A 26,412-nucleotide genomic window follows, 5' to 3' on the forward strand; every position below is an offset into this window, starting at 1 on the left:
TATGAATGCTGCTGTCCCAGCAATTCTAGCCGGACCGTTCTACACGGTTTCGGCCTAGCTGCTTCGCCTGATACAATGCCTGGTCACTAAGCTTGTACAGCATGTTCAGGGAAGTAAGCGGGCCCGGAAGTACCGTAACGATCCCAATGCTGACGGTATACACCCCGGGATATGTAAAGCTGGAGGCCCCCTCCTCAACCGCTTTTCTGAGTTGCTCAGCTTTGCGGCTGCTATCCTCTTCATCCAGTCCGCAGAGCAACACTGCGAATTCCTCTCCGCCTACTCTGCCGAACAGATCCAAGGTTCTTAGATTGCTCTGGATGGTGAGCACGAAATCCTGCAGGACTGCATCGCCAACGTCGTGGCCTTGTGTGTCATTCACTCTTTTAAAATGATCAAGATCCAGCAGCAGCAAAGAGTACAATTCCTGTTTTTTCACTGCATGGGCCAGCTTCTCTTCGGCTTCCTGCATAAAAGTCCTGCGTCCCAGGATACCAGTCAACCCGTCATAGGTTGCCATTCTTTTTAACTTCTCATAAGTGTGTTCATTGGATAAAAGAATAAAGGCTGACGAACCCACGATCAGCAAAAAGAACATGCCCAGAAAATATAAATACTGCGGCACGTTGGGCGAGAGCGCTCCCATACCGGGTTCCAGAAACAGCGCAGCCATCGACCGGATCAGCATCACCGCCGCAAAAAGGTAAAAAATGAAGCCCAGCAGTCCCTGCAGAGGCGAGCCTTTTCGATTCTTCATCAAACGGAAGGCAGGATAAACCAGAAACAGTACCGCCCACAGCGACGTGGTGGCTACCCGTATATTCGGTCTGTTATAAAATAGGGCAACCATCCCGTAGCTGATTACACTGCAAACTGAAATTATCCAATAATACAGCTTAGCTTTGCGTCCAAACAGCCCCGTCATCAGAAGAAGAGCAGCAATCTCCAAACCTCCCCCGACAAGAATCAGAGCGTTGCTAAGAGGTATTGCCAGATAATGGGGCATCACATTCCATAACAGGAACGAGGACCAATAGGCCACTTGGAGCCATTTCGCAGCTATAAACAGGGTGGAGGCCCTGTCTCTGGACGAATGAAGACGGTAGAAGCTGGTAAGCAAGGCCGTAAACAGATTCCCAAAAATAAATAGATATAACAGTGTTCGGATATCAAGCTGTACAGCCATAAGTCACACCACCATGTGCGATGGAATAGATAAATGCTTGTCCTATTACAAGCAGAAACGGCATAGCCGTCCCTTCAGTATAAAGAGCGGTATCCGTTTCTGCGTAAAATGTGAAAATATTAGATTGTAGGTTCCAGGCTCAGTGTTTTTTCAGTTCCTCTGCCAGTGCATACCCAACCTTCCAAATGTCTCCCGCTCCCATCGTAATCACGAGATCGCCTGGAGCAATCCGGCCCTGCAAGTCAGCTAATACAGCTTCCTTGGTTGGCAGATGTCTTGCGCTGGCATTGCTGTTCTGTACAATTAATTCCACCAGCTTGGCGGAACTGACACCTTCGATCTGCTTCTCCCCGGCCGGTGAATAAATGTCAGTGAGAATCACCTCATCGGCTTCACTGAAAGCACGGCTGAAAGCATCCAGCAGGAAAAAGGTCCGTGTATAGCGCTGCGGCTGGAATACGGCAATAATCCGTTTGCCCGTTGCCTTGGCTGCGCTGATCGTTGCCTGGATTTCTGTAGGATGATGCGCATAATCATCGATGACAAGAATATCATTGATCTCCCCGAGCACTTGAAAGCGGCGTTTGGCGCCATGGAATTTCACGATGGACTCTGCGATCGCCTGGAATGGAATTCCGGCTTTCAGACAGGCAATCACTGCTGCCATGGAGTTGTACAGATTGTATTTTCCGGGAATGGACAGCTCAATGCGTCCCAGCACCGTACTGCCAAAATTCATGGTATAGGCAACCTGCCGGTCACCTAAAACGATGTCCGTCGCAATGTAATCCGCAACGTCTGAATGAATGCCGTAGGTGATGACGCTGCCCTTGACCTCAGGCAACAGCGAGGTTGCTGTTTCATCATCCGCACATACAATCGCCGTACCGTCCTCACGCATCTGATTCATGAATTGAACGTATGCAGCCTTCAATCGGCCGAAATCACCCCCGTAATTCTCCAGATGATCCGCTTCAATGTTCGTTACGATCCCCAGCCAAGGATGGTACTGCAGGAAGGAGCCATCGCTCTCATCCGCTTCGGCCACGACGTACTCCCCTTGTCCGGCCTTGGCATTCGTGCCGACATTCATAATTTCCCCACCGATAATATATGTAGGGTCCACTCCACAATCTTCCATAATCAGCGCGATCATGGAAGAGGTCGTGGTTTTGCCATGCGCACCGGCAATGGCTACGCCCTTGCGTTCATTCAGCAGCCGGGCCAGCATTTGCGAGCGGTGCAGGACCGGAATCTTGAGCCGCTCCGCTTCTACCCATTCCACATTATCACTTGAGAGGGCCGTGGAGTATACGACAAGGTCCGCGCCTTTTACCTGCTCGGCCGTATGTCCAATATACACTTTGGCGCCTTTAGCTATTAATTTCTCGGTCAGTTCCTGAGCCGCCACGTCGGAGCCCGTTACTGTAAACCCCATCTCCAGCATTACCCGGGCAATAGCGCTCATACCATAGCCGCCGATCCCTATAAAATGCACACGTTCAGTAGTATCCAACAGTTCGTCACCAGCCTTTTTCAGAATTGGGTTGCCGTAAAAGCGTACTGCGCACATCAGAAATCAAATACAGCGTTCCGGAGACGACTGCAAGGTCTTTCTCCGCTGTGATCGACTGCAGAAGCTGCAGCGCCCTACCCCAATCATGTTCTACTATGATTACCAAATTTTCTTTGGCATATTTCTCCCGCAGACGTTCTGCGATAGCCTTCAGATCTTCCGCGTCCATTTTCTTCCGGAAATCCGGTTCGGTCAGGATGAGCGTATCCACTATAGGCAGTATATGCTTGAAGTATGACTCATGATGCTTATTTGCCAGCATCCCCATGAGCAAATTTAAATGTTCGTACTTATAATACTGCGGCAGACTTTTGGCCAAACTCTCTGCACCTTCGGGGTTATGCGCCCCATCCAGCACGATCCGCGGAGAAGTGTGCACTTCCTCAAGTCTCCCCGCCCAAAAGGTGCTGCGGAAACCTTCCAGCACATCCTCGTCTTCCAGCATAAAGGCCATGTATTGACGCAAGACCTCCAGCGCCATCATCGCTCCGGCTGCATTACTGAGCTGATGCTCGCCCTTCATGGCGATGTCAAGCTCAACCGAGCGGAAAGGCCCCTTGAAGGTGAAGGACTGCAGGCCTTCCTTGACTGTAGCGTTGCTGTAGCTGAAATCTTCTCCGGCAAGGTAGAGTGTGGACTTGCTGGCGCCGGCTTTTGCCTTGAGCACCGCTATCGCCTCCGGCTGGCTTACACAGCTGACGGCAGGAACACCCGGTTTGATGATCCCGGCTTTTTCACCCGCAATCTCTTCTACAGTATCCCCCAGAACATCGGTGTGATCATGGCCGACATTTGTAATGATAGACACAATCGGGGTTACAATGTTCGTTACATCCAGCCTTCCCCCAAGACCAGTCTCCCATACGACAACATCGGGATAGCAGACTTCCGCATAATAGAGAATAGCCAGAGCGGTAGCAACTTCGAACATTGTGGGCGAGCCCAGCTCAGTCTGCGCAATCTTTTCGACCAGCGGATGCAGCTTGTTCGCAAGCTCTGCCAGTACCTCTTCAGGAATATCCGTTCCATTGTACTGAAAACGGTTCGTGAATTTGGTGATGTAAGGGGACGTAAAGGTTCCAACGCTGTACCCGCTGTTCATGAGTACACTGGTCAAAAATGCACAGGTCGAGCCTTTGCCGTTCGTACCCGCCACATGAATGAATTTCAGCTTGCGCTGGGGCTGGCCTAGCAGCTCCATCAGGCGTTCAATCCGTTCCAGGCCCGGGCGGATGCCGAAAGGAATCAGGCCGTTAATCCAATCCACTGCTTCTGTATAAGAACTTAAGGGAGCGGTTCCGCCGCTCCCGATCCACTCATCCATAGTCGCTTATCCTCTCAGCTCTGCGATGCGGGCCAGCACTTTTTCACGTTTGGCAGAGTAATCCGCCTGCTTTGCCCGTTCCTCTTCGATGACTTTAGCCGGCGCTTTGGCAACGAAGCCCTGATTGCCGAGCTTCTTCTCCACGCGCTCTACTTCGCTGTTTAGCAGCTGCACTTCTTTTTCCAGTCGGGTAATCTCCTGTTCGATATCAATCAGACCTGCAAGCGGCAGCAGCAGCTCTGCTCCCGTAATCACAGCGGACATGACCTTATCCGGTGTTTGCGGATTGAGGCCCGCCTCGAAGGAAGATGTGTTGCAGAAACGCCCAATGTAGTTATCGTTGCGGGCGATAATGCTTAGTGTTTCTTCGCTCGCTGCTTTGATGATCAGCTCCACCTTTTTGCTCATCGGAACGTTGACTTCAGCACGGACATTACGAACCGCACGGATCACATCCATCAGCAGGTTCATTTCCGCCACAGCCTGCGGCTGCTCCAATGCAGCTTCGTACTTCGGCCATTCGGCCAGCGTAATGGTATCCCCTTCATGCGGCAGATGCTGCCAGATTTCCTCGGTGATGAACGGCATGAACGGATGAATCAGACGCAGCGTACGGTCAAGCACATAGGCAAGCACCGATTGAGTCTTAGCCTTAGCCGCAGCATCCTCACCATACAATGTAAGCTTGGAGAACTCGATGTACCAGTCGCACAGGTCATCCCAGATAAAGTTGTACAAGAGACGGCCGGTCTCGCCATACTCGTACGCGTCAATTAGACGCGTAATATCACGAGAAGTTTCGTTCAAACGATGTAAAATCCAGCGGTCTGCTGTCGAAAGCTCACCTGTAATGTCAATATCTGCAAAGCTTACGCCCTCCAGATTCATGAGCGCAAAGCGCGAGGCATTCCATATTTTATTGGCAAAGTTACGGGCCTGCTCGACCTTCTCAATGCGGAAACGAAGATCCTGGCCAGCCGTGATACCTGTGGAAATCATATAGCGCATGGCATCTGCACCATACTGTTCAATAACATCCAGCGGATCAATCCCGTTACCAAGCGACTTGGACATTTTGCGTCCTTCTGCATCTCGTACCAGACCGTGTATCAGCACATCGGAGAACGGCTTCTTCCCTGTAAATTCAAGCGCGCTGAAGATCATCCGGGCTACCCAGAAATAGATAATATCGTAACCGGTAACCAGTACATTGTTCGGAAAATAACGCTGATAGTCGCTGCTGCTCTCATCCGGCCAGCCCAGTGTGGCGAACGGCCACAGATTGGAGCTGAACCAGGTGTCGAGAACATCCTCATCCTGCTTCAAATCATCAAGGCCGCTGATTTCGCGGGCTTCCTCTTCGGTATATGCTACAAATACTTCACCCGTAGACTCAGAGTACCAAGCCGGAATCCGGTGTCCCCACCACAGCTGGCGTGAAATACACCAGTCACGGATGTTTTCGATCCAGTTCAAATAGGTTTTCTCAAAACGCTCCGGAACGAAGTTGACTCCCGAACCATCCTTCTGTGCGGCGATGGCTGCTTCGGCCAGCGGCTTCATCTTTACAAACCACTGGGTAGACAGATAAGGCTCAACTACGGCTCCTGAACGTTCGCTGTGTCCAACCTGGTGCACATGGTCTTCAATGGACACCAGAACGCCCTGTTCCTTGAGATCTGCTACGATCGCCTTACGGCATTCACTACGGTCCTGACCCTGGTAAGGGCCGGCTTCTTCGTTCATCGTCCCGCTCTCATCCATCACATTGATCTGTGGCAGATTGTGACGCAGCCCCACCTCGTAATCGTTCGGGTCATGGGCCGGGGTGATCTTCACAGCCCCGCTGCCGAATTCCTTATCAACATAATCATCGGCAATAATCGGGATCTCTCGGCCAATGATCGGCAGAATCAGGGTTTTGCCAATAAGATCTTTATATCGTTCATCCTTAGGGTGTACCGCTACCGCTGTATCGCCAAGCATGGTTTCCGGACGTGTGGTTGCTACCGTAATGAAGCCGGTGCCGTCTTTAAGCGGGTAACGAAGGTGATACAGATGTCCGTTAACTTCCTTATATTCCACTTCGATATCGGACAAAGCCGTACGTGCAGCCGGGTCCCAGTTAATAATCCGTTTCCCGCGGTAAATCAGGCCTTTGCGGTACAGCTCGACAAATACCTGGCGCACCCCGCTGGACATTCCTTCATCCAGCGTGAACCGCTCGCGGGAATAGTCAAGAGACAAGCCCATTTTGGCCCATTGTTCATGAATGGTCTCGGCATACTGGTCCTTCCAGGCCCACACCTGCTCCAGGAATTTCTCGCGTCCCAAGTCATGGCGGGAAATGCCCTGCTGGCGCAGCTTCTGCTCCACCTTCGTCTGGGTCGCGATTCCTGCATGGTCTGTTCCCGGCAGCCATAGCGTATCGAAGCCCTGCATCCGCTTCGTGCGGATCAGAATATCCTGCAGCGTGAAATCTAGCGCATGTCCGATATGCAGCATTCCCGTTACGTTAGGCGGGGGAATAACAATACTGTAAGCTTCTGCCTCCGGACGTTTACCGGCTTCAAAGAAGCCATGCTCCATCCAGTAAGCATACCATTTCTGCTCTGCCGCCTTCGGATCATATGTGGTCGGCATATCGCTTTGTTTGCTGCTTGGCGCCTGTAGCTGTTCCGCATCCTGCAAATCAGTCAGCTCAGCCGTTCTGTTCTTGTGATCAGCCATAGTTGAACCCTCCATTGAATAGCATGTAATAAACACAAAAAGACCCTTCGTCTCAAAGGACGAAAGGTCATTCTTTCGCGGTACCACCTTTGTTTCGCGCTATACAAAAATAAAACTTCGCCCCGGTTCCTCACGGTTCCAAAAGCTTAGCGCGACACTCATGCAGATAACGGCTGCGTCCGGCCACATCCTACCCTGTGCATCACATCTGCGCAACAGGCTTAGAAGGGCGACTCCGGGGCGACTTCGGGGGCTGCATCCTGCGGAAGTTCACAGCAACTACAAATTCCGCTCTCTGAAGGGCTTACCGCCTACTCTTCCCGTTCCCAGTCTTTTGCTTTTACTTAATCCCATAATACATTCAGTATTATTCCTAGTCAACCAGCATATGCACAAACTGCGGTTCTTATACCATACTCCGTCCCACAAGCAGAAACGGATTCGCCGTCCTTAAAAGGACGGTATCCGTTTCTGCGAGAAAGATAAGGATAATTTACAGCATGAAACATATAAATTCTTATCTTTTGCAAAAATCCCGGCCGCACCCGGCCGGGATTCTTACTTAAGACATCTCAGGGGATGTACAAAACCTGACCTTCCTCTACATTCTGTCCGGTGAGGCGGTTGTACATCACCAATTCTCTTGCACTTAACTGGTATTTCTCGGCAATCGTATCCAGTGTTTCTTCACGCTGGACAATGCAGAGCCGGACTTTGCGGAACAAGTCCGCGCTGCTCCGGCCCCCGATGAACCGGCTTTTCCATTCTGTATCATTACCGGTATCCGGTGCTGCTGCTGGCGGTGCCGGCGCCGGGGCATGCTGTTCCTCCTGTTCCTTCCGGGCCCGGCTGGAGCTGAGAAGGGAAGAGAATGTAAGCTGCTCCCGTTCTTCTTCCTTAGGTTCTTTTTTGCTGCCAAGACCAATCTTCAGGTCAGGTTTCTCCTCGGCTACAGGCTCTACATCAGGCGATGCAAAAGCCTCATTGTTCTCATTCTCCTGCAGGGATTCTGCTGCAGCTTCAACTTCATCCGGCAAGCTTGCCGCCTTCTCCACAGCTTCCGTGAGGTGTGAAGGCTCTTCCTGATACACAGAATGGATCTCTAGAGCTGGCTCACCCACCTTAGCCTCCAGGACATTATAGCCGGATGGAGTATCAAGACTGTGGGTCCGTGCTTTGGCTTCCTTGTCCTTTTGCTGCGGCTCGGCAACTGCGGCAGGCTGGATGTATCCCACCTCTTCCGGAAACTCCGAATTTGACACTGGAGCCGAAGCCTCGACATCGACAGCATTGCCATGCCCGCTTCCGTGATCATGTGCCGTAATGTCTGTTGCTCCTTCGCCATAGGTCCAGAGCGAATTCTCATAGAGTGCATCACTCTCATGCTCATGCTTGTCAGCAGGAGCTACCTGTAACCGCTCCTCCTCTTCAGCAGAATAAGCTACTGTGTACTCCTCCTGCTGCCAGGCTGGCTGCGCATCACCGCTCCCGATTCCGCGCAAGGATAGTACGCCTGTGATATTGACTGTACGCATCGTAAGCAGGTCAATATCAAAATTCTCGATCTCCACCCCTATGTCTTCAAGCGAGCTGACCCGTGTCAGCGGAACTGTGATTTCTACGGGAATCGCATGCTCCAAACGCTGGGTCCGGTCATCTTCTCCGCGGTAGAGCCCGGTAAGCAGCAATTGACCATACAGCTCGGCACGGTCCTCCCGCTGAATTACCTGGATGTCCGGGATCAGCTCAACCTCTTCCAGCTCAGCGATTCCCGGAAGTTCTGCAGGCAGATGAATGCGTTCATAAATATCAAACCGCAAGCCGTGGGACTGGTCAAACACGGGAAATGTCCTCCTTCTTGGCATAATCTAACCCTGAGACAAGCCCAGAGCATAAGCCCAAAATGTTACTCCCCTCATGTATATGCTTAAATCCGTAAGGCATGACAACTTTGGACTCAGCCTATACTAGGGAAAACCTCTACTCCTTGAGAGCCATTTGGGCATCGGGAATGCTATAATCCTGCGGAAGCCCCTCACGCAGAGCTTGAGCCATCGGACTGTCAGGGGTCATCTGTTCCAAAATATCCGCAGGATGAAATGCTTGACTGAACCTTCTGGGAGCGGGATTACTAATCTGCCCATGCTGCATCGACAGCGCTTCATGATACGCCTTCAGTGTCCCCGCTGCCATGCCATCCAGCGTACGGTTCTGCTCAGCCCAGCTTCGGGCCTGCTTCCCGGCCCGCAGCCGCAGTTCGTCGTCGCGAAGCAGCTGTTCAAGCTGCCCCGCCAGAGCCGCGGAATCCTCTGCCGGTACAACAAATCCCGTCACCCCTTGCTGCACCATTTCCGGCATCCCCGCCGCTTCGGCTACAACCGGCGCAATTCCGGCAAGCTGAGCCTCTGTCACTGAAAAGGGCTGTGTGTCCTGCAGGCTGGGCTGCACATAAATATCCGCGGCAGTCAGCGCAGCTGGAATATTGTCTATTTTGCCGGTGAAAAATACCCGTCCCTGCATTCCCAGTTCCAGGACTTGCGCCTGTAATTCTTCTGTAAGGCTGCCAATTCCGGCAATTGCACATACCCAGTCCTGGCGGCTATGCTGCAGAATTCCCAGAGCCGCAATCAGCACATGTACTCCTTTGATATATTCCAGACGTCCGGCGTACATAATTACTTTGAGTCCATCTCCGAACTTAAGCGGGGCCGGGAGCGCCGCCTTCGCATCGTACTGCTTCACATCCATTCCATACGGCAGTGTATGAATTGGCGCTCCACCCGCATCCTGCCGGTTCACCAGCCTCCCGATCCAGTCCGAAGAAACCAGGATAAGGTCAGATGACCAGACACCCATTCCCTCGAGCCGGCGGAAATACCGCCAGATCGCCCGTTTCTCATACTCTTTTCGGGTAAGCGCCGGTTCGAGACCTTTATATTCAAAATAGGATTCATAAGCTAGCGCCCCGTGAAAGCTTGAGATCAACGGCTTACGCACCTTCATAATCCGCCGGAGAGCATAGGCAGAAATAGGGTCCTGCGCATGGATCACATCATACTTCTCCAGACCGAGAACCGCAGCCCCGCCTTCAAAGACGTAACGGCCCAGCTCAAAGCTGAAGATACCATGCTCTAGATGCAGATGGGGAAACCGGTCCTTGTCGAGCTGTGGCAGCAGCACGTTATAGAGGGACTTTTTGTCAAAGGAAATTCCCTGGTCCAGCAGATACAGCGTATGATCTTCGGCACGGCTTCCCATCAGCGTAACCTCATGTCCGTACTCATTCAGCTTGTCAGCCAGTTGCTTCATATATGTCCAGATCCCGCCCATATTCGTAAGTCCCCAATAGGTGACCAGCAGTATCTTCATCCGCTTCTCTCCCCGGCTCCAAAAATAGAACGAACAACATATTATATGAACTGCACCCGTGCCGGGACATAGATAAATGGAAATATTTTTAAAATAACTTTTAATCACAACCCGAAATTTTCGGGTATAATCGGAATAACTCCTGAAAGGAAGTCAACGTTATGTCCAAAGCAAGGGTATTTGACCTTTTTCTGTTTGTTGCCTCTGTGGTCATAGCTTACGGCGCGAGGCACGCTGTGGTTCTAGATCATGCATATCTCAAAGCACTGATTTTATACTGGGCTTTTTCAAGTATTTATTATCAATTGCGCATTGTGGCCCGAAGCGGCAATTCGGTTATAGATTACACGATCAGCTACACCTCCTCTTTTGGGATTTTCGCAGGGCCTCTGGGCACGTTTCTGTTCGAGGTCCTATATCGGTTTACGGTATTTTTCTATAAAAAGAAGACCAAAACTGAGGACCCCGGAGAATTTCTGGATACCTTTTACAATATCGGCTCCTTTACGATTGGCGGTTCGGCGGGGTACTACCTGTACGCTCAGCTTCGTCCTTATGCCGAATATATGCCACTGGGCTACTGGCTGCTGTTTCTTCTGGTAGTCTGCGTGACAACGTTTGTGTCATCGGGTTTCCTGACGCTTACCTTTGCGCTCTCAGGTGATGTCACCACCCGCAAAGAGGCTATGAACCTGCTGCTGCGCGGCAGAAATCTGCTGGACTTCAGCAAGGTAACCTTGACGAATGCACTGCTGCTGCGACTGCTGCAGATGGAGAAATGGGAAATGCTGATCGCGCTCTTCCTGCTGAATTATGTCGTGAGCATCTCCTTCTACTCCAAATCACAAAGCGCCCAGCATAAATTTGAACGGGACAAGTTCGAGCAAATGGCCTACCGCGACTTTTTGACCGGAACCTTCAACCGAGCCCATATGGATAAAATGATGAAGGAGCTGAACCACAGCAGTGAGTGCATCGGCATCGTTGTAGCGGACATCGACCGGTTCAAAAAAATCAACGATACCTATAACCACGCCGTTGGTGACCGGGTGATCATCCACTTTGCCAATACGCTGAAGTCGCATATGCAGGAAGAGGACATTCTGTTCCGCAGCGGCGGCGAAGAATTCACCATGTTCCTGCGACACAAATCCTTTGAGGACTGCCACGCGCAGATTCAGGGGATTCTGGACACGATTGCCGGACACAGCGTCACTGCCGAGTATGAGGACCAGCGGATCAATGTTGTGTACTCAGCTTCATTTGGCCTGTATTATTACAAGGCGGAAGCGGGGCAGCGGACCTCTATGGAAAAAGGGTATGTGTATGCCGACCAGCTGCTGCTGGAATCCAAGAAGCTTGGCCGTAACCGGCTGTCGTATAAAAATGAGCTGGAAGCCTGAGCGGGCAGAGATATTGCTCCGGTGATAACCGCACCATCCTTTTTAGGGACAGTACCTTATTTACATAAAACGGCTGCGCCGTCCTTCACTGGACAGCGCAGCCGTTTTGAGGTTCGAGGTTCATGGGGTTGTTGGCCTCACCTGCTTCCCCTAAAGCTCGGCAGCATTAAAGGTATCTCCGCCCTCAATCGTACCTGAATGGAAGCCTTTGTAGAACCAGCGCTTGCGCTGCTCTGAAGTGCCATGGGTGAAGCTGTCGGGCACCGCATAGCCTTGGGCCTGCTTCTGAATCGTGTCGTCGCCGACCGCACTCGCCGCCGTCAGCGCCTCATCCAGATCTCCCTCTTCCAACAGATTCATCCCCTGGGCATGCTTGGCCCAGACGCCAGCCAGATAATCAGCCTGAAGCTCAAAACGAACCTGGTATTTGTTATATTCCTTCTCGCTCAAGCTCTGACGGACCGAATCCAGTTTCTCCGTTATGCCAAGTAGCGTCTGCACATGGTGTCCCACTTCGTGGGCAATCACATAGGCCATGGCGAAATCCCCCGGCGCCTTGAAGCGCTGCTGCAGCTCGTCGTAAAAGCTGAGGTCGATGTACAGCTTGGCATCACCCGGACAATAAAACGGCCCCACTGCCGACGTTGCCGTGCCACAGGCCGAATCTACACTGCCGGTATAGAGCACGAGCGTCGGGTCCTGATAAGTTTTCCCCTCGTCCTGGAAAACCCCGGACCACACTTCTTCCGTATCCGCCAGCACAACGGATACAAAGTCGGACAATTCTTTCTCCTGAGCCGTCTGTTCATAAGGTACCGAAGTATTCGTGCCGCCGGATGTGAGACCTCCAAGAATATCTCCGACATTCCCTCCGCTGAGCAGCGTTACAATCACAACAATGATGATTCCTCCGATTCCGCCGCCGATCATCTTTCCGCCGCCGCCCATCCCCCGGCGGTCCTCCACATTCGAGCTGCCTCTTCTACCCTGCCATTTCATGGTGTACCCCCCCCGTCATATAAACGCTGTCTAATCACGCAAGTGAATCTCATTTCTATTAGTGTTATACCCAAAATCCATTAGCTTGCTTTACTTCACAGCAGCCAGTTTCTTACATGCTATTGCCTTTATCTACCGTTCGGGCGGACACATTTATGGTCCTGTGTTCAGGGTTTCACCAACAAAGACTGGCGGGAATATACTTAGAAAATTAGAAAGGAGGCTGATTGCATGACAAGTGCTGATCCCGTATATCGAATTCTGAAAGGATTTGAACAAAAGCAGGAGCCGCCATACCAGCATGCCGGTGTGGACCCCAGAGATTTCAGAACGGTGATGAAGGATATTTATGAAGCCGGCTATATCGATGCGGGCAAACTGACCCAAGCGGGTCAAGGCTATATTCAGGCGTATGAGCGCCGGCTTAACAACTGATCTGCGTGGCACGCAGCAGAATCCGGCATAAGCAGCCGCATCCATCGGGAATCTGCTTCAATTCTCATACGTTGAACAAGAGCCCCCCAAGGCTGTGCCGGAGCGCAGCCTTGGGGGGCTCTTGACTTCAGTAAATGGGCTAGCGTGATAAGCAGGCTCACGGGAACAGCATGAAGCCCGGACCTTATAATACACTCATCACCAAGACACTCAAACCTGCAGCTCTGCATCCAGCTGTTCACGCAGGAGCAGCATATCCTCAGGCCATGGATCGGCCACTTCAAGCTGTTCTTTGGTCCATGGATGATTGAACGCAAGTATTTCACCATGCAGTGCCTGTCTTCCGGCACTACCGGAATGAGGAAGCCTACCTGCACTCCAGGCCGGACCGCCGTACAGAACATCTCCGAACAGCGGATGGCTCATGTGGCTTAGATGGACGCGGATCTGATGCGTCCGCCCGGTTTCCAGCTGGACTTTAAGCACGGTACCGCCCTGCAGAACCTCGCGGCCAATGATCCGCGTCACCGCATCCTGCCCGCCTGGAGAGACCCGCCGGCGTGCCGCATGATGACGGTCGCGGCCAATCGGGGCATCAATTATCTTGAGCCCAGGTGGCACGACGCCTTGCACGATCGCGGCGTACAGCCGCGAGACGGATTTGGCACGCATATCCTCGTCAAGCACAAGCTGTGCATACTCATTCTTCGCATACAGCACTGGACCTGTTGTGTCCTTGTCCAGACGGTGAATATGGCGTACGGCGACTCCCCCGCCCGAAGCCGCATAATGGGCGGCAACCACATGATCCAGAGTAATCTCATTCCCGCTGCCATCCGGGTGGACCGCCATGCCCGCAGGCTTATGGACAACGAGGCAGAAGTCATCCTCGAACAGCACTTCAAGTGCCGTCCACGCCGGCTCAATGCCCGCCTCACGGTAAGGGAACAATCCCAGCCGAAGGCGGTCTCCCTTCCACTGTACGCCGCCCTCGCGGCGCAATCTTGAATGGAGCTTAGCGGGCATGCCCACGGTTTCCAGCAGCCACTGATCTATGGCCGCTGCCGGATCTGTGGCCGCGGTAATTACCCGTCCAGGCATAGCCTCCAGCCATTCTCCGCGGCGGGTCCAGGACCCGCCGCCCGTCACGGATAACGGCTCCTTCTCTGCCGTCACAGGGTTTTCAAGGCCTGATAATGGGCCTCCAGCGTATCATCAATATCCTGCTCGCTATGTGCAGCGGAGACGAACATGCCTTCAAATTGTGAAGGCGGAACACTGATGCCCTGATCCAGCATTTTACCGAAATACGCCCGGAACCGGTCCAGATTACTGGCTTTGGCCGTATCATAATTGATGACCGGACCTTCAGTAAAGAATGGGCAAACCATGGATCCCACACGATTAATGGTCAGTGGAATGCTTGTATCAACCGCATTGCGAATAAGTCCTGCCTCCAGACGCGCACCGAGGACTTCCAGACGGTCGTACACCTCCGGTGTCAGTAGTCTAAGTGTTGTCAGACCTGCTGCCATCGCAAGCGGATTGCCGCTGAGCGTCCCCGCCTGGTAGATCGGTCCGGTTGGAGCAATCTGCTCCATGATTTCCCTTTTACCGCCATAGGCGCCTACCGGAAGTCCTCCGCCAATCACTTTCCCGAAGCAGGTAATATCCGGCTCCATGCCGAACAGCCCCTGGGCACAGCCCCGGTTCACCCGAAACCCGGTCATGACCTCGTCAAAAATAAGCAGTGCGCCATAGCCTGTAGTCACCTTACGCAGACCCTCCAGAAATCCCGGAAGCGGGGGCACTACGCCCATATTCCCGGCAATCGGCTCCACAATCACAGCAGCAATCTCATTGCCGAAGCGTTCGAAGGCGATTTTGACCCCTTCGAGGTCATTATAAGGCACGGTTATCGTATTCATGGCTACGCCTTCAGGCACACCGGGACTATCCGGCAATCCAAGTGTAGCTACACCCGATCCGGCTTTGATCAGCAGACTGTCTGCATGGCCGTGGTATGAGCCCTCGAACTTGAGGATTTTGCTTCGTCCGGTATACCCCCGCGCCAGTCGGATCGCACTCATGGTAGCTTCGGTACCGGAATTGACCATGCGCACGATATCAACGGAATGAACCCGCCCGACCACGGTTTTGGCCATTTCCGTCTCCAGCAGTGTCGGTGCGCCAAAGCTTGTCCCTTTGACTGCCGTCTCCTGCAGCGCCTTGACCACTTCAGGGTGGGCATGGCCCATAATCAGCGGACCCCACGAGCAGACGTAGTCGATAAAGCTGTTACCGTCGATATCATAAATGCGTGAACCCGCGCCATGATCCACATAAACCGGGGTGAGCCCCACGGATTTGAACGCCCGGACCGGACTATTCACTCCGCCCGGGATATACTGCTTGGCCTCATCAAAAGCTTTGCGGGAAGCCTCTTCCCGCCGCGCCAAAGGCAATTTGCTCATTGTCACCACTCCTGTCCAGTTCGTAATGTGCTAAAGAAATGACCCGGCTGCTGCCAGGTCTGTTGCATTCAGCCCTGTTATCCGCGCAGCCAGCGGGCTGCATCCTTGGCAAAATAGGTAATAATGATGTCCGCTCCGGCGCGTTTCATCCCGGTCAGCATCTCCAGCACGACAGCCTGCTCATCAATCCAGCCTTGCAGAGCCGCCGCTTTGACCATGGAATATTCACCGCTCACATTGTAAGCTACCAGCGGCAGATCGAACTGGTCACGGATGGTGCGGATCACATCCAGATAAGCCAAAGCCGGCTTCACCATCAGCATGTCCGCACCCTCAAGTACATCTGAATCCGCTTCGCGGATCGCCTCGCGCAGGTTGGCCGGGTCCATCTGGTAGGTTTTGCGGTTTCCGAACTGCGGTGCGGAGTCAGCGGCTTCACGGAACGGCCCATAGAAGGCCGAAGCATATTTTACCGAATATGACATAATCGGCACATGCTCAAATCCATTCTCATCCAGACCGGCACGGATCGCATGCACGAACCCGTCCATCATATTCGACGGAGCGATAATATCCGCACCCGCCTGAGCCTGAGACACTGCCGTGCGGGTCAACAGGTCCAGCGAAGGATCGTTCATCACATCGCCATGCACCACGCCGTCCACCGTATGGGTATGAACCATGCCGCAATGTCCGTGATCCGTGAATTCACATAGACAGGTATCTGCTACCACGAGCAGCTCGGGGTACCATTTTTTGATCAGCCGTGTGGCTTCCTGCACAATGCCATCCTCAGCAAACGCAGACGAGCCGACCGCATCCTTAGTTTCGGGAATCCCGAACAGCAGCACAGCCGGAATGCCCAGCGCCGCAATCTCATCCACTTCAGCCTTCAGCGTATCCAGCGAAAAATGATACACGCCCGGCATCGAGCTGATCTCACTTTTCACACCTGTTCCATAGGTAACAAAAATCGGCTGGATGAAATCCAGCGTATTCAAGATCGTCTCCCGCACCATGCCTCGAATTCCTGCTGTTCCGCGCAAACGGCGGTGTCTTGTAATTGGAAATCCCATTGTTGTATCCTCCTGTACAGTACATATATAAACCCAAGTCGAGTGAAGGCAAAACCCAGTCAATCCCCGACGGTCATGACAATAACCATTCCATCCCGGCCAGGTATGAGAAAATTCCATCTATTTCAGCGAGCCATGTCAATAATAATCAACTTCAGCGAGCCATATCAAGAACCCATCGATCTCAGCAGCCATGACAAAGCCCAATTTACTTCAGCCTCGTGGTCTCGTTCCAGCGGCAGAGCTCCTGCACCAGGGCTTCGATGGTTGCTTCCTGGGGAAGAAGTCCCGGTGTCAGCCCCACCTCCACGGCCGTTTGTTCAGTCACTGGACCGATACAGGCAATCTTGACGCCTGCCAGCAGCGGAAGCGGATCTTCAAGCCCCATGCGCTGCAGAATGCTGATGAAGTTGCGCACCGTCGATGAACTGGTAAAAGTCACTGCGTGGATCCGCTTTTCTTCCAGAAGCTTGAGCAGCTCGATATCGTCTTCACCCGTCACCACGGTCTCATAGGTTTCCACTTCGGTCACCTCCAGGCCGAGCCCCCGCAGCTTGTCCGGCAGCCACTCGCGCGCCAGATCGCCGCGCGGAAGAAGCACCTTCTGCCCCGGCTGCAGCCTTGGCCCGAAGGCTTCAAGCAACCCCTCTGCCTGGAAGCGTCCAGGCAGTTCCTCGGCCACCAGCCCGCGCTGCGCCAGCGCAGCGGCTGTACCCGGACCCACCGCGCCGATCCGGGCGCGGTGCAGCCCGCGGATGTCCACCTTCAGCTCCGCCAGGTGGCGCCAAAAAAACTCCACACCGTTCGCGCTCGTAAAGAATACGTAATCGTATTCTTCCAGCGCCGCCAGCGCGGCGGCAATACCTGCTTTCTGCTCAGCGCCTTCGGGCATCCTCGTCTCTATGACCGGGAACTCGTACGGCTCTCCGCCGAGCTCCTCAATCCAATCCACCAACTCGCTGGCTTGGCTGCGGGCCCGTGTAACCACAATGCGCTTGCCGAACAGCGGCAGCGCCTCTGCCCACATGAGCTGCTCGCGCTGCAGCACAACCTCGCCGACAACGATCACTGCCGGCGACTGGAAATCAGCCGCCTTTACCTTGGCCTCAATGTCGGCGAGCGTCCCCGTCAGCGTCTCCTGATCCGCACGTGTCCCCCAGCGGACAAGCGCCACCGGTGTCTCCGGCGGCCGTCCATGCTTGATCAGCTGGGCGCTGATGTAGCCGATTTTGGCTACGCCCATCAGAAATATCAGTGTCCCCGTTGCATTGGTCACTTTATCCCAGTGAATAGAATGGTCCAGCTTATCCGGGCTTTCATGGCCTGTGATAATGGACAGCGAAGAAGCCATATCCCGGTGAGTCACCGGAATGCCGGCATACGCCGGTACACTAATGGCCGAGGTAATCCCCGGGACAATCTCATAATAAATACCGTGCCTGCGCAGCAGCTCCGCCTCTTCACCCACACGGCCAAAAATCGTCGGGTCCCCGCCCTTCAACCGAACTACCGTTTTGCCTTCCAACGCCAAATCAACGAGCAGCTGATTGATCTCTTCCTGCTTCATCGTGTGGCGGTCCGGAAGCTTGCCAACATATATTTTTTGCCCGCCGGGCTTCATCCATTTCAACAGTCTGGGACTGGCCAGCCGGTCGTACACCAGCACATCCGCCTTCTTGATGCAGTCCAGCCCTTTGACCGTAATCAGCCTCGCATCCCCAGGTCCCGCGCCTACCAGATACACCTTCCCCGTCATTTCCCTCATCCCCTTGCATCCGCCAAAATCTGTTCCGCTCCTCTGGCGATGAGCTTCCCAGCCACCTCTTCACCCAGCTGCACCGGGTCATGCCCGCTGCAGGTTTCCTTCAGGATGACCGAGCCGTCAGGTGTTCCCACCATCCCTGTCAATGTTATCAGCCTATGGGAGTCAGACTTCTCAGCTTCAGCATCCAACACGGCAAAAGCGCCAATCGGCACCTGGCAACCGCCATTGAGTGCGCCCAGAAAAGTCCGCTCCGCCGCTACCGTAAGCGCCGTCTGCTCATCATTGTATAATGCCAGCAGCTTCCGCAGCTCGGCATCATCCACCCGGCACTCGATCCCGAGTGCGCCTTGCCCTACAGCAGGCAGACATACCTCCGGCGGCAAATACGCAGTTACCCGGTCCTGCCAGCCCATCCGGGCCAGCCCCGCCGCCGCCAGCAGAATGGCGTCGTATTCGCCGCTCGCAAGCTTACTCAGACGTGAGTCGATATTACCGCGCACCGGCTCAATCTTAAGATCGGGCCGCAGCGCCGCAAGCTGGCTGGAACGGCGGAGGCTGCTTGTGCCTACGCGCGCACCTTGCGGCAGATCTTCGAGCGCAAGACCGCCCCTTGAAATCAGACAATCGCGGGGGTCCACACGTTTCGGAACCGCACCATTCATCAACCCCTCCGGCAGTTCGGAGGGCATATCCTTCATACTATGTACAGCCATATCTATCTCATGGGCCAGCATCGCCTGCTCAATTTCCTTGACGAACAATCCCTTGCCGCCAACTTTGGACAGCGTTACATCAAGAATCCGGTCTCCCTTGGTTACAATCTTATGGACCTCAAACGTAAACCCAAACCCATGCTCCCCGCTCAGCCGCTCCAAATCGGCAATCACCTGCCCCGTCTGCGTGAGCGCCAGCGCACTTTGTCTGCTGCCTACAATAATCTTCCTCATGCTTCATCCCTCCTGGTACCTGGTAACCTTCCACTACCGTTATTCCGTACGCGCTGGCCGTTTGTGGCGCTGATAACGGCATTTCTGCCGTTATTTCGCACGTGCTGGCCGTGTGCGGCTCTGATAACGGCATTTCTGCCGTTATTTCATGCGTGCTGGCCGTGTGCGGCTCTGATAACGGCATTTCTGCCGTTATTTCATGCGTGCTGGCCGTTTGGGACTCTGATAACGGCATTTCTGCCGTTATTTCCTACGTGCTGGCCGTGTGCGGCTCTGATAACGGCATTTCTGCCGTTATTTCATGCTTGCTGGCCGTTTGGGACTCCGATAACGGCAGAAATGCCGTTATTTCGCACGAGCTGGCCGTGTGCGGCTCTGATAACGGCATTTCTGCCGTTGTTTCGCACGTGCTGGCCGTTTGGGACTCCGATAACGGCATTTCTGCCGTTGTTTCGCACGTGCTGGCCGTTTGGGACTCCGATTATGGCATTTCTACCGTTGTTTCGCACGTGCTGGCCGTTTGCTGATCAATCAAGGGTATTTCTACCCTCGATTCCCCTACTTCCAGCCTCGGCGCCTCTTTCAAAGGTATTTCCACCCTTGATTCGCCCACTTCCCACGCAGGGCACCTGCGTCTCATTCGACGAAAATCCCCATCTCATAATTCACACATTCAAATTCATCAGGCACGTTTTCCTCGAGCCTACACGTTCCTGCAGCCTGACCTATTCCTCCAGACTGCCAGCAGACCCTGCTTATGCTTCTAAATTCCGGGTGATCCAGTCGTCGATCTCGTTCGCACCCCACTCTATAAAGGTGCCCTGTCGCATCTCATTCAACACATCAACATCACCAAGCCTGCGCAGAAGCCGTCCACGCAGCTCTGGCGGCAGCTCCCTGCGCTTGATCTCGGTCCGCAGGCCATGCAACCAATCCAGATAGGGCTCATACTCTTCGCCCAATATCCCAGCCAGCTGCTCCGTGATCTTCGCAGCTGCCGACGGTCCCGCGCCTGAAGTCGACACGGCGACCGTTAGCCGCCCCCGGCGAAGCACGCCGGGGGTAATGAAGCTGCCCGCCTCGGCCCGGCTGGCTACATTCACCGGAAGGCCCAGGCTGCGCGCCTCCCCGGCCACCGCCTCATTCACCGCCGCATCGTTGCTGGCGGCGTAGACCAGGAATGCCCCCCGTATATCTCCGGGGGCATAGAGGCGGCTGATCCAACTCAGCCGCCCCGCTTCAGCCAAGGCGGCTAACGTCCCGGTCAGCGAAGGGCTGACCAGAACCACCGCCGCCCCGGCTTCTACAAGCGCGCCCACCTTGCGCTCCGCCACCGCGCCGCCGCCAATGACAACCACACGCTGGTCCTGTAGATCCAGCATAATGGGAAAATACTTCACCATGCAGCCACACTCCTACTCCTACCACTAACACATCCACCGGCCTGTAACGCAAATCTAACCGTATACAACGTACATTAGATTCCCAAACCAGCTTCAGGAGAATTTACCGTCAATTCAATCTATCGCGTACATCGAGCCCACTAACGCATACATCAAGCCTTCATCGTAGCACCAGCAGAAACCAGCAGGAACCCATCAACTTCATCTTAACCTTGGTTCTAAATTCATGCACTCGGGTTACCCGAATTTCACCGTCAATCCAATCTCAATTTTACTACTGTCAAGGCCAAATAGAACCCCTTCAGCCTATCATTCTTTCTTATACTTACCTCGGCCGGTGACCTGTCAACCTCAGCTTTACTAACAGCATGTGGATGATTGTCATACTTATAGTCCTATAGATTGAATTTAGATTATACAAAAGAGACGCTCTGAACGCCCCGATCCAGTGAATTATCATACGATAGTTACGTTCCTAGCCCTCAAGGATGACTGGTGAGTGCTGGAAGCGTTTGGACTTCCGGCACCCCATTGAATTTCCTTAATTGAACCGCTGATCCAGCTAAAAATCCAATGATAAAGCGGATACAATCGCTCAGTTCCGATCCTTCTCTCCACCATGTTCCCCTTAATTCAATTTCTAATAAAACTATACAGTTGCCACCTATAGCTAATTTGTCACTTGTCACTTGTCACTTGTCACTTGTCACTTGTCACTTGTCACTTGTCACTTGTCACTTGTCACTTGTCACTTATAGTAAACAATCACTCACCATAGTCAGCTGTTCCTTACACCTCAAGCAGAGTTTCAGTTTTAACATTGTACAGCAGAGTTTCAGTTTTAACATTGTATACTCCACGTGCTCATCCTTCGTATGAAATCATCAAAGGGCGAAAATCCAGCAGCGGCGAACAGCAAGCTTAATGGACAGCTTCATCTCTCAAAGAGTCAGGTGAGGCTGCCAGCATCCAACGGACTGAGGAGCTCTTATTTCTAACAAATGCATTATTTTACCAAGCTAACGGACTCCAATGCGCTTATATACGGATATTCACCTGAAAAAAGCCCGCTGGAGAGACAATAAACGCAGTACGGTCCGTTAGCACGGCGAAATGTACTCCATAAAGAAAATAGAGGCTATACGGTCCGTTGTACTCAGGGGGAGTACCAAGAGTAACCCGAGTTAGGCAACTGAAACCAAGCAACGATAACAGCATCTTGATTATAGCCCACTCCATCACTAACCCTCTTCATCCCAAAGCTCCTAAGCTCTTAAGCTCTTAAGCTCTTAAGCTGCTAACGCCCTAAGCTATTCGTCCCAAATCTCCTCATCCCTAAGTCCCTAATCTCCTCATCCCTCAGTCCCTAACCTCTTCACCTTAATCCTAGCCCCCCCAGCCGTGAAACTCCGACCAGGAATTGAGCAAAAAATTCAGAATAATGAACCCGTAGCCGGCAATGGCCCAGCGGGCCATAGAGGTGCCGCTGCGGCGGGCGGAGCGCTTGAGGAAGATATAGGCAATGTAGACCGCGAGCCCAATCAGGGTGGTCAACACCTTAGAATCCTGAAACAATGGGGTCCTCCCTTCGGCAATAATCGACATTCCAGCCAGCACCAGTGAAGCCAGCAGCAGGGGAACCCCGGCCAGAATCGCGGTATATGAATATTTGTCCATGGTCTCAAGGCTCGGCAGGCGGCGGATGCGGTCATCCCATTTTTTGTGCTTCAGCCGTGTATGCAGGAACAGATACATTATGGCAAACACCGTTCCCAGTGTCAGTGCGGCAAAACTCAGATTGGCCAAAATAATATGCATCGCCAGCCACCCGTGCACCGCACTCCAGCTCTGCAGCGTATGATCCTCCGCGGTCAGCCAGAACCTGTTCAGCAGGAAGACACTGAAACCTGCCATGCTGAGCAGCAGAATCGTAAATTCTCCGCCGCGGGTGTAGGCAATCGCAAGTGAGGTCAGCACAATAATAAAGGAGAACCAGTACAGGAAATCATACGGTGTAAAAATCGGCAACCCTTTCTCCTGTGAGAAGCGGATCGCCAGGCCCGAAGATTGCAAAAGTCCAACCACAACAAGAAGCCCTGTGCCCAGCCGCTTCCCGCCCGGATTCCGCTTAAGGCAATCCGAGAAAACAAACAGCAGGCTCAGGGCATATAGCAGCAGAGCTGTATCATATATTCCATTCAGCAGTTGCATCTGGTTCACCCGCCCAGCAGGCCTGCCGGAGCGAACACCGACTTCGGCAGCGTAAACTCGCTGGCGGAGTTGCGTTCAGCTTCCTTTCGTTCCGGCTCTGCAGAACTTCCGTCGTCTGTCCCTGTGCCAAGCTGCTCCTGAAGCGCAAAGATTTGCGTAAAATACTCCAGCGCTTCGTTTCCCTGCTTCCCTCCGGACAGCTCCTTAATGACATTGATCGGATCATGCATCATCTGATTGACAATGCTCTTCGTGAGGCGGCGGATGACCTTGCGCTGGTGCTCGTCCAGTTCAGGCAGCTTGTTGAAGAGACTATCCATCGTATCTTCATATATACCATTGGATTTATCCTGCAGCGCACGGATTACCGGCCGGACCCCCATGGTCTTCAGCCACATCTGGAAATCTTCCAGTTCGGCTTCGATCATGACCTCGATCTTGGCGGCTTCTGTGCGGCGCATTTCCAGGTTGGTCTCTACAATTCCTTCCAGATCGTCAATATCGTACAGGAACACATCCGGGACGCTCGCCGCCGCCGGGTCAATGTCACGAGGTACGGCAATATCAATCATGAACAGCGGACGCGATGGGCGGCGCTTCATGTTCTCGGCCACTTGATCGGCTGTCAGAACATAGCCATCCGCTCCCGTTGAGCTAATCACAATATCCACTTCATCGAGATGCTGCAAGGCATGCTCAATCGTGCTCGGCTTGCCCGAGAACTTCTCGGCAAGCTCCACAGCACGCGCCAGCGTCCGGTTGGCGACAATCACTTCCGCCGCACCGCTGCTGTACAGATGCTTCACCGTCAGCTCACTCATTTTGCCGGCGCCTAGTATCAGCACTCTTTTGCCGGAGAACATGCCGAAGATCCGCTTCCCCAGCTCAACAGCCGCATAGCTGACAGATACAGCACTCTCACCAATGGACGTTTCGCTATGAGCGCGTTTGCCCAGCGTGACCGCCTGCTTGAACAGCCGGTTGAACCAGGTTCCTGTTACCCCTTCGCCTTGGGCAGTCAAAAAGGCACTGCGCACCTGTCCCAGGATCTGCGTCTCACCGATCACCATAGAATCCAGACCACAGGTTACGCGGAAGAGATGGGCAATCGCCTGCTCGTCTTCATATATATACATATGCTGTGCAAATACATCGCTTTTCACTCCAAACCACTGCTCCATATAGCTGCGGATGAAATATCCGCACATGTGAAGCCGGTCCACAACCACATAAATTTCTGTCCGGTTGCAGGTGGCAACGACGACGCCTTCCAGCACGCTTTTGGTCTGCATCAGCTGATGAAGCGCCGCAGGCAGATCCCTATCGGCAAAAGCGAACTGTTCCCTAACCTCTACGGGCGCCGTACGGTAATTCAGGCCAACGACGACAATATGCATCGCTTGTTCACCATCCTAATCTCTATTCATTGGTGCAGGCACTGTTGCCGCTGATACGCAATTCGCTACTACCACTTTCACAAGTTCTATAAACGCTGTGTTAAGTATATCACATGAAAAAGCACCTTTTGACAAAACCTTTGAACTATTTATGAAATCCAGATAATAATTATTACAAACAAGCCAACCTCTTCGTCACCCTTAAAATAGCACGATATCTGTTCGGCTGGAAATATAAAAACCTTGTCAGCGCCATGGTTAGGATCGGTTATTTTTTGATTTTTAATCAGCTGACTCTTAGGGAAAACCGCCTACCCCAAATGCAGCACAACACATGTTTTATCATCAGAAACCTTGAGGCGCGGCACCTCCAGCAGCATCCGGTCCTCTTGTTCCTTATCATGCAAAGCCCCGGCATACCCCTCAGCCCCAAGTCTGTCCAGAGCGTCCGTCAATTCCGACCACTTAGATTCTTCGGTGTACAGGCCGTCGGTGAACATATAGAGACTCTCCAGATTCGCCCGGTTGAACGTTCCTTTCTCCAAAAACTGCGGGAACCGCGGGTCGCCATTTAATACCCCGTAGCCGTGAATCGTGTTGGCCAAGGCGCGGTTACCTGTCAAGTGCGGCGTAAGCCGAATGCGAAGCTCTGCCGGATCGCTTATGCCTTCGGCGCGCAGCTGTGCCATCTTGTCCAGCGTCTTCCGGTCAACATGCGCCAATTGGGGATGGGTCAGCGCTCTGATCGTTCCATCCTTATACCTGGCAAGCAGCATACAATCCCCCGCCTGTACGTATTCAACGCTGTATTCATGGATCTGCACCACGACCAAGGCCGCCGACCACCGATTGGCTGCCTCCCCAATATCCACACCTTCCGCCACCATCTGCTGCCATAGAGCCTGGTTGGCTTCAGCTGCAGTCTGCTCCAGCTTCCCGTGCGGGTTCATTCCCATGAAATATATCGCTGCCAGCTGCGCCGCTATATATCCTCCTGTCTGCCCTTCCGGATTCCGGTAAGGCGAAAGCGAGGTCGCCCCATCCACCACGCCATACACACATGCCTCTTCATGAATGACCAGCGCATCCTCATTCCACTCCCCATCACCTTTCAGTGAACAAGTATCCATTTTCCATCGCGAAACTTCTGGCATCTCAATTATCCTCTCCAATCACTACCGTTGTCATTAAATCTAACATATAAATCAAATATTGACACACAATATTGCGAATGATAGCATATAACAAATGATTAAAGTCATTGTTTCTAACATCGAATGAATAAAAGCTTCTCAATCTCCATCCGATATCACTTTTCATTCGTAATCCCTCTAATTTCACACCTCTTGTATAAGCTCGTTAATTTGGTATGAGCGTTTCTACAGGCAACCGTAAATTGCCCCAGGCTACAAGAGGCACCGCAAGGCTGAAGGATATCAAGGCGAGAGCCCGCATGATTTTGGTGCGCTTCTCCGTGATGCCGTTTGCCCTCCAGGTGCCTCTTGTAGTCCGGGTTTTTTTGTATATTCTAACACAACTTTTAAGGAGTGAAGACTATGAGCGCATCCTATGCAAGACTCAGCGAATCCATCAGCAACGCTAAAAATGTAAGGATTTATAAAAATAAAGATACCGCCTATGATTTCAAGCTTTATCCTTTCGGTGAACGCGGCACTTATATTGACCCCGAGCTGATTAGTGAGATCACGGACAGTCTTGCCGAGAGCATTACGGCGCAGTTCCCTGCTTTTGATTATATCGTATCTCCCGAGCCAGGTGGACATACCTGGGGCATGCTCGCGGCTTACAAGCTGATAAAGCCGATGAATATTCTGCGTCTCAGCACCGAACTATACGATAATTATGAGGTCAGCATCAAACGCGAGACGGCGTATAATGAGAACTATATCTATTTTGACGGATTCACTGCCGGGGACCGTGTGCTCCTCGTCGATGATGTGATCAGCTCTGGTGCTACAATCCGCTGCATCGCCCAGCAAATGGAACACATGGCCATTCAGCTTGTCGGCGTTCAGGCGATTCTGGCCAAGGGCGAGCATTACAAACAGCTGGAAATGGATATTGGTGTACCGGTACAAGTCCTGTCAAAAGTATAG

20 protein-coding genes and 1 riboswitch are annotated in these 26,412 nt (G+C 52.9%); of the genes, 4 read left to right on the forward strand and 16 right to left on the reverse strand.

Features of this window, described 5'->3' with window-relative positions; translation table 11 throughout:
• Nucleotides 1-25: 25 nt before the first annotated feature.
• From ACTJKB_RS17415 to ACTJKB_RS17440, 6 genes are all read right to left on the reverse strand, one after another.
• Entirely contained in the window at nt 26-1,186 is a 1,161-nt protein-coding gene (locus ACTJKB_RS17415; protein ID WP_440835663.1) for a GGDEF domain-containing protein, read from the reverse strand.
• Nucleotides 1,187-1,325: 139 nt separating this feature from the next.
• Nucleotides 1,326-2,702: a UDP-N-acetylmuramate--L-alanine ligase gene (gene murC, locus ACTJKB_RS17420; protein ID WP_440835665.1), complete on the reverse strand. Its 1,377-nt coding sequence runs from the start codon at nt 2,700-2,702 to the stop codon at nt 1,326-1,328.
• Nucleotides 2,703-2,709: 7 nt separating this feature from the next.
• Entirely contained in the window at nt 2,710-4,086 is a 1,377-nt protein-coding gene (locus ACTJKB_RS17425) for a bifunctional folylpolyglutamate synthase/dihydrofolate synthase (protein WP_440835667.1), read from the reverse strand.
• A 6-nt stretch (nt 4,087-4,092) separates the two neighbouring features.
• Complete coding sequence (locus ACTJKB_RS17430) at nt 4,093-6,729, reverse strand: valine--tRNA ligase (RefSeq protein WP_440836004.1); 2,637 nt, start codon at nt 6,727-6,729, stop codon at nt 4,093-4,095.
• Nucleotides 6,730-7,388: 659 nt separating this feature from the next.
• Nucleotides 7,389-8,657 carry a LysM peptidoglycan-binding domain-containing protein gene (locus ACTJKB_RS17435; RefSeq protein ID WP_440835668.1) on the reverse strand — a complete coding sequence of 423 codons (1,269 nt, stop codon included), beginning with the start codon at nt 8,655-8,657 and terminating at the stop codon, nt 7,389-7,391.
• 139 nt (nt 8,658-8,796) lie between these two features.
• On the reverse strand, nt 8,797-10,185 hold the full coding sequence (locus ACTJKB_RS17440; protein ID WP_440835669.1) for a glycosyltransferase family 4 protein: 1,389 nt from the start codon (nt 10,183-10,185) through the stop codon (nt 8,797-8,799).
• Between the two features lie 161 nt (nt 10,186-10,346).
• Here ACTJKB_RS17440 and ACTJKB_RS17445 point away from each other — a divergent pair, with 161 nt between their 5' ends.
• Entirely contained in the window at nt 10,347-11,588 is a 1,242-nt protein-coding gene (locus ACTJKB_RS17445; RefSeq protein WP_440835670.1) for a GGDEF domain-containing protein, read from the forward strand.
• 150 nt (nt 11,589-11,738) lie between these two features.
• On the opposite strand, the gene ypfJ is transcribed toward ACTJKB_RS17445, so the two are convergent.
• Nucleotides 11,739-12,587: a KPN_02809 family neutral zinc metallopeptidase gene (ypfJ, locus tag ACTJKB_RS17450; RefSeq protein WP_440835671.1), complete on the reverse strand. Its 849-nt coding sequence runs from the start codon at nt 12,585-12,587 to the stop codon at nt 11,739-11,741.
• 231 nt (nt 12,588-12,818) lie between these two features.
• On the opposite strand from ypfJ, the gene ACTJKB_RS17455 reads away from it, so the two are divergent.
• A complete protein-coding gene (locus ACTJKB_RS17455) occupies nt 12,819-13,022 on the forward strand; it encodes a hypothetical protein (protein ID WP_440835672.1) in 204 nt (67 codons plus the stop codon).
• 210 nt (nt 13,023-13,232) lie between these two features.
• Here the strand turns inward: ACTJKB_RS17455 and ACTJKB_RS17460 are convergent, their stop codons facing one another.
• The 5 genes from ACTJKB_RS17460 to hemC form a co-directional block, all read right to left on the reverse strand.
• Nucleotides 13,233-14,171: an RluA family pseudouridine synthase gene (locus tag ACTJKB_RS17460; RefSeq protein WP_440836005.1), complete on the reverse strand. Its 939-nt coding sequence runs from the start codon at nt 14,169-14,171 to the stop codon at nt 13,233-13,235.
• A gap of 23 nt (nt 14,172-14,194) precedes the next feature.
• On the reverse strand, nt 14,195-15,496 hold the full coding sequence (gene hemL / locus ACTJKB_RS17465; protein ID WP_440835673.1) for a glutamate-1-semialdehyde 2,1-aminomutase: 1,302 nt from the start codon (nt 15,494-15,496) through the stop codon (nt 14,195-14,197).
• A gap of 77 nt (nt 15,497-15,573) precedes the next feature.
• Nucleotides 15,574-16,572 (reverse strand): porphobilinogen synthase, encoded by a 999-nt coding sequence (gene hemB, locus ACTJKB_RS17470; RefSeq protein WP_440835674.1) that lies wholly within the window; start codon nt 16,570-16,572, stop codon nt 15,574-15,576.
• Nucleotides 16,573-16,780: 208 nt separating this feature from the next.
• Entirely contained in the window at nt 16,781-18,328 is a 1,548-nt protein-coding gene (gene cobA / locus ACTJKB_RS17475; RefSeq protein WP_440835675.1) for a uroporphyrinogen-III C-methyltransferase, read from the reverse strand.
• A 5-nt stretch (nt 18,329-18,333) separates the two neighbouring features.
• Complete coding sequence (gene hemC / locus ACTJKB_RS17480) at nt 18,334-19,284, reverse strand: hydroxymethylbilane synthase (RefSeq protein ID WP_440835677.1); 951 nt, start codon at nt 19,282-19,284, stop codon at nt 18,334-18,336.
• Between the two features lie 101 nt (nt 19,285-19,385).
• Here hemC and ACTJKB_RS17485 point away from each other — a divergent pair, with 101 nt between their 5' ends.
• A complete protein-coding gene (locus tag ACTJKB_RS17485) occupies nt 19,386-19,811 on the forward strand; it encodes a hypothetical protein (RefSeq protein ID WP_440835679.1) in 426 nt (141 codons plus the stop codon).
• Between the two features lie 228 nt (nt 19,812-20,039).
• On the opposite strand, the gene ACTJKB_RS17490 is transcribed toward ACTJKB_RS17485, so the two are convergent.
• The 4 genes from ACTJKB_RS17490 to ACTJKB_RS17505 form a co-directional block, all read right to left on the reverse strand.
• Nucleotides 20,040-20,687 (reverse strand): precorrin-2 dehydrogenase/sirohydrochlorin ferrochelatase family protein, encoded by a 648-nt coding sequence (locus tag ACTJKB_RS17490; protein WP_440835681.1) that lies wholly within the window; start codon nt 20,685-20,687, stop codon nt 20,040-20,042.
• A gap of 1,386 nt (nt 20,688-22,073) precedes the next feature.
• Nucleotides 22,074-22,898 (reverse strand): cytochrome c biogenesis protein CcsA, encoded by an 825-nt coding sequence (ccsA, locus tag ACTJKB_RS17495; RefSeq protein ID WP_440835683.1) that lies wholly within the window; start codon nt 22,896-22,898, stop codon nt 22,074-22,076.
• Nucleotides 22,899-22,903: 5 nt separating this feature from the next.
• Nucleotides 22,904-24,295 (reverse strand): glutamyl-tRNA reductase, encoded by a 1,392-nt coding sequence (gene hemA / locus ACTJKB_RS17500; RefSeq protein ID WP_440835685.1) that lies wholly within the window; start codon nt 24,293-24,295, stop codon nt 22,904-22,906.
• A gap of 311 nt (nt 24,296-24,606) precedes the next feature.
• Entirely contained in the window at nt 24,607-25,425 is an 819-nt protein-coding gene (locus ACTJKB_RS17505; RefSeq protein ID WP_440835687.1) for a protein phosphatase 2C domain-containing protein, read from the reverse strand.
• Between the two features lie 196 nt (nt 25,426-25,621).
• Nucleotides 25,622-25,724, forward strand: a riboswitch (purine riboswitch).
• A gap of 127 nt (nt 25,725-25,851) precedes the next feature.
• Between ACTJKB_RS17505 and ACTJKB_RS17510 the strand changes: the two genes are divergently transcribed.
• On the forward strand, nt 25,852-26,412 hold the full coding sequence (locus tag ACTJKB_RS17510; RefSeq protein ID WP_440835688.1) for a phosphoribosyltransferase: 561 nt from the start codon (nt 25,852-25,854) through the stop codon (nt 26,410-26,412).

Source organism: Paenibacillus sp. 22594 (assembly GCF_052044425.1).
Lineage (GTDB): Bacteria > Bacillota > Bacilli > Paenibacillales > Paenibacillaceae > Paenibacillus_AQ.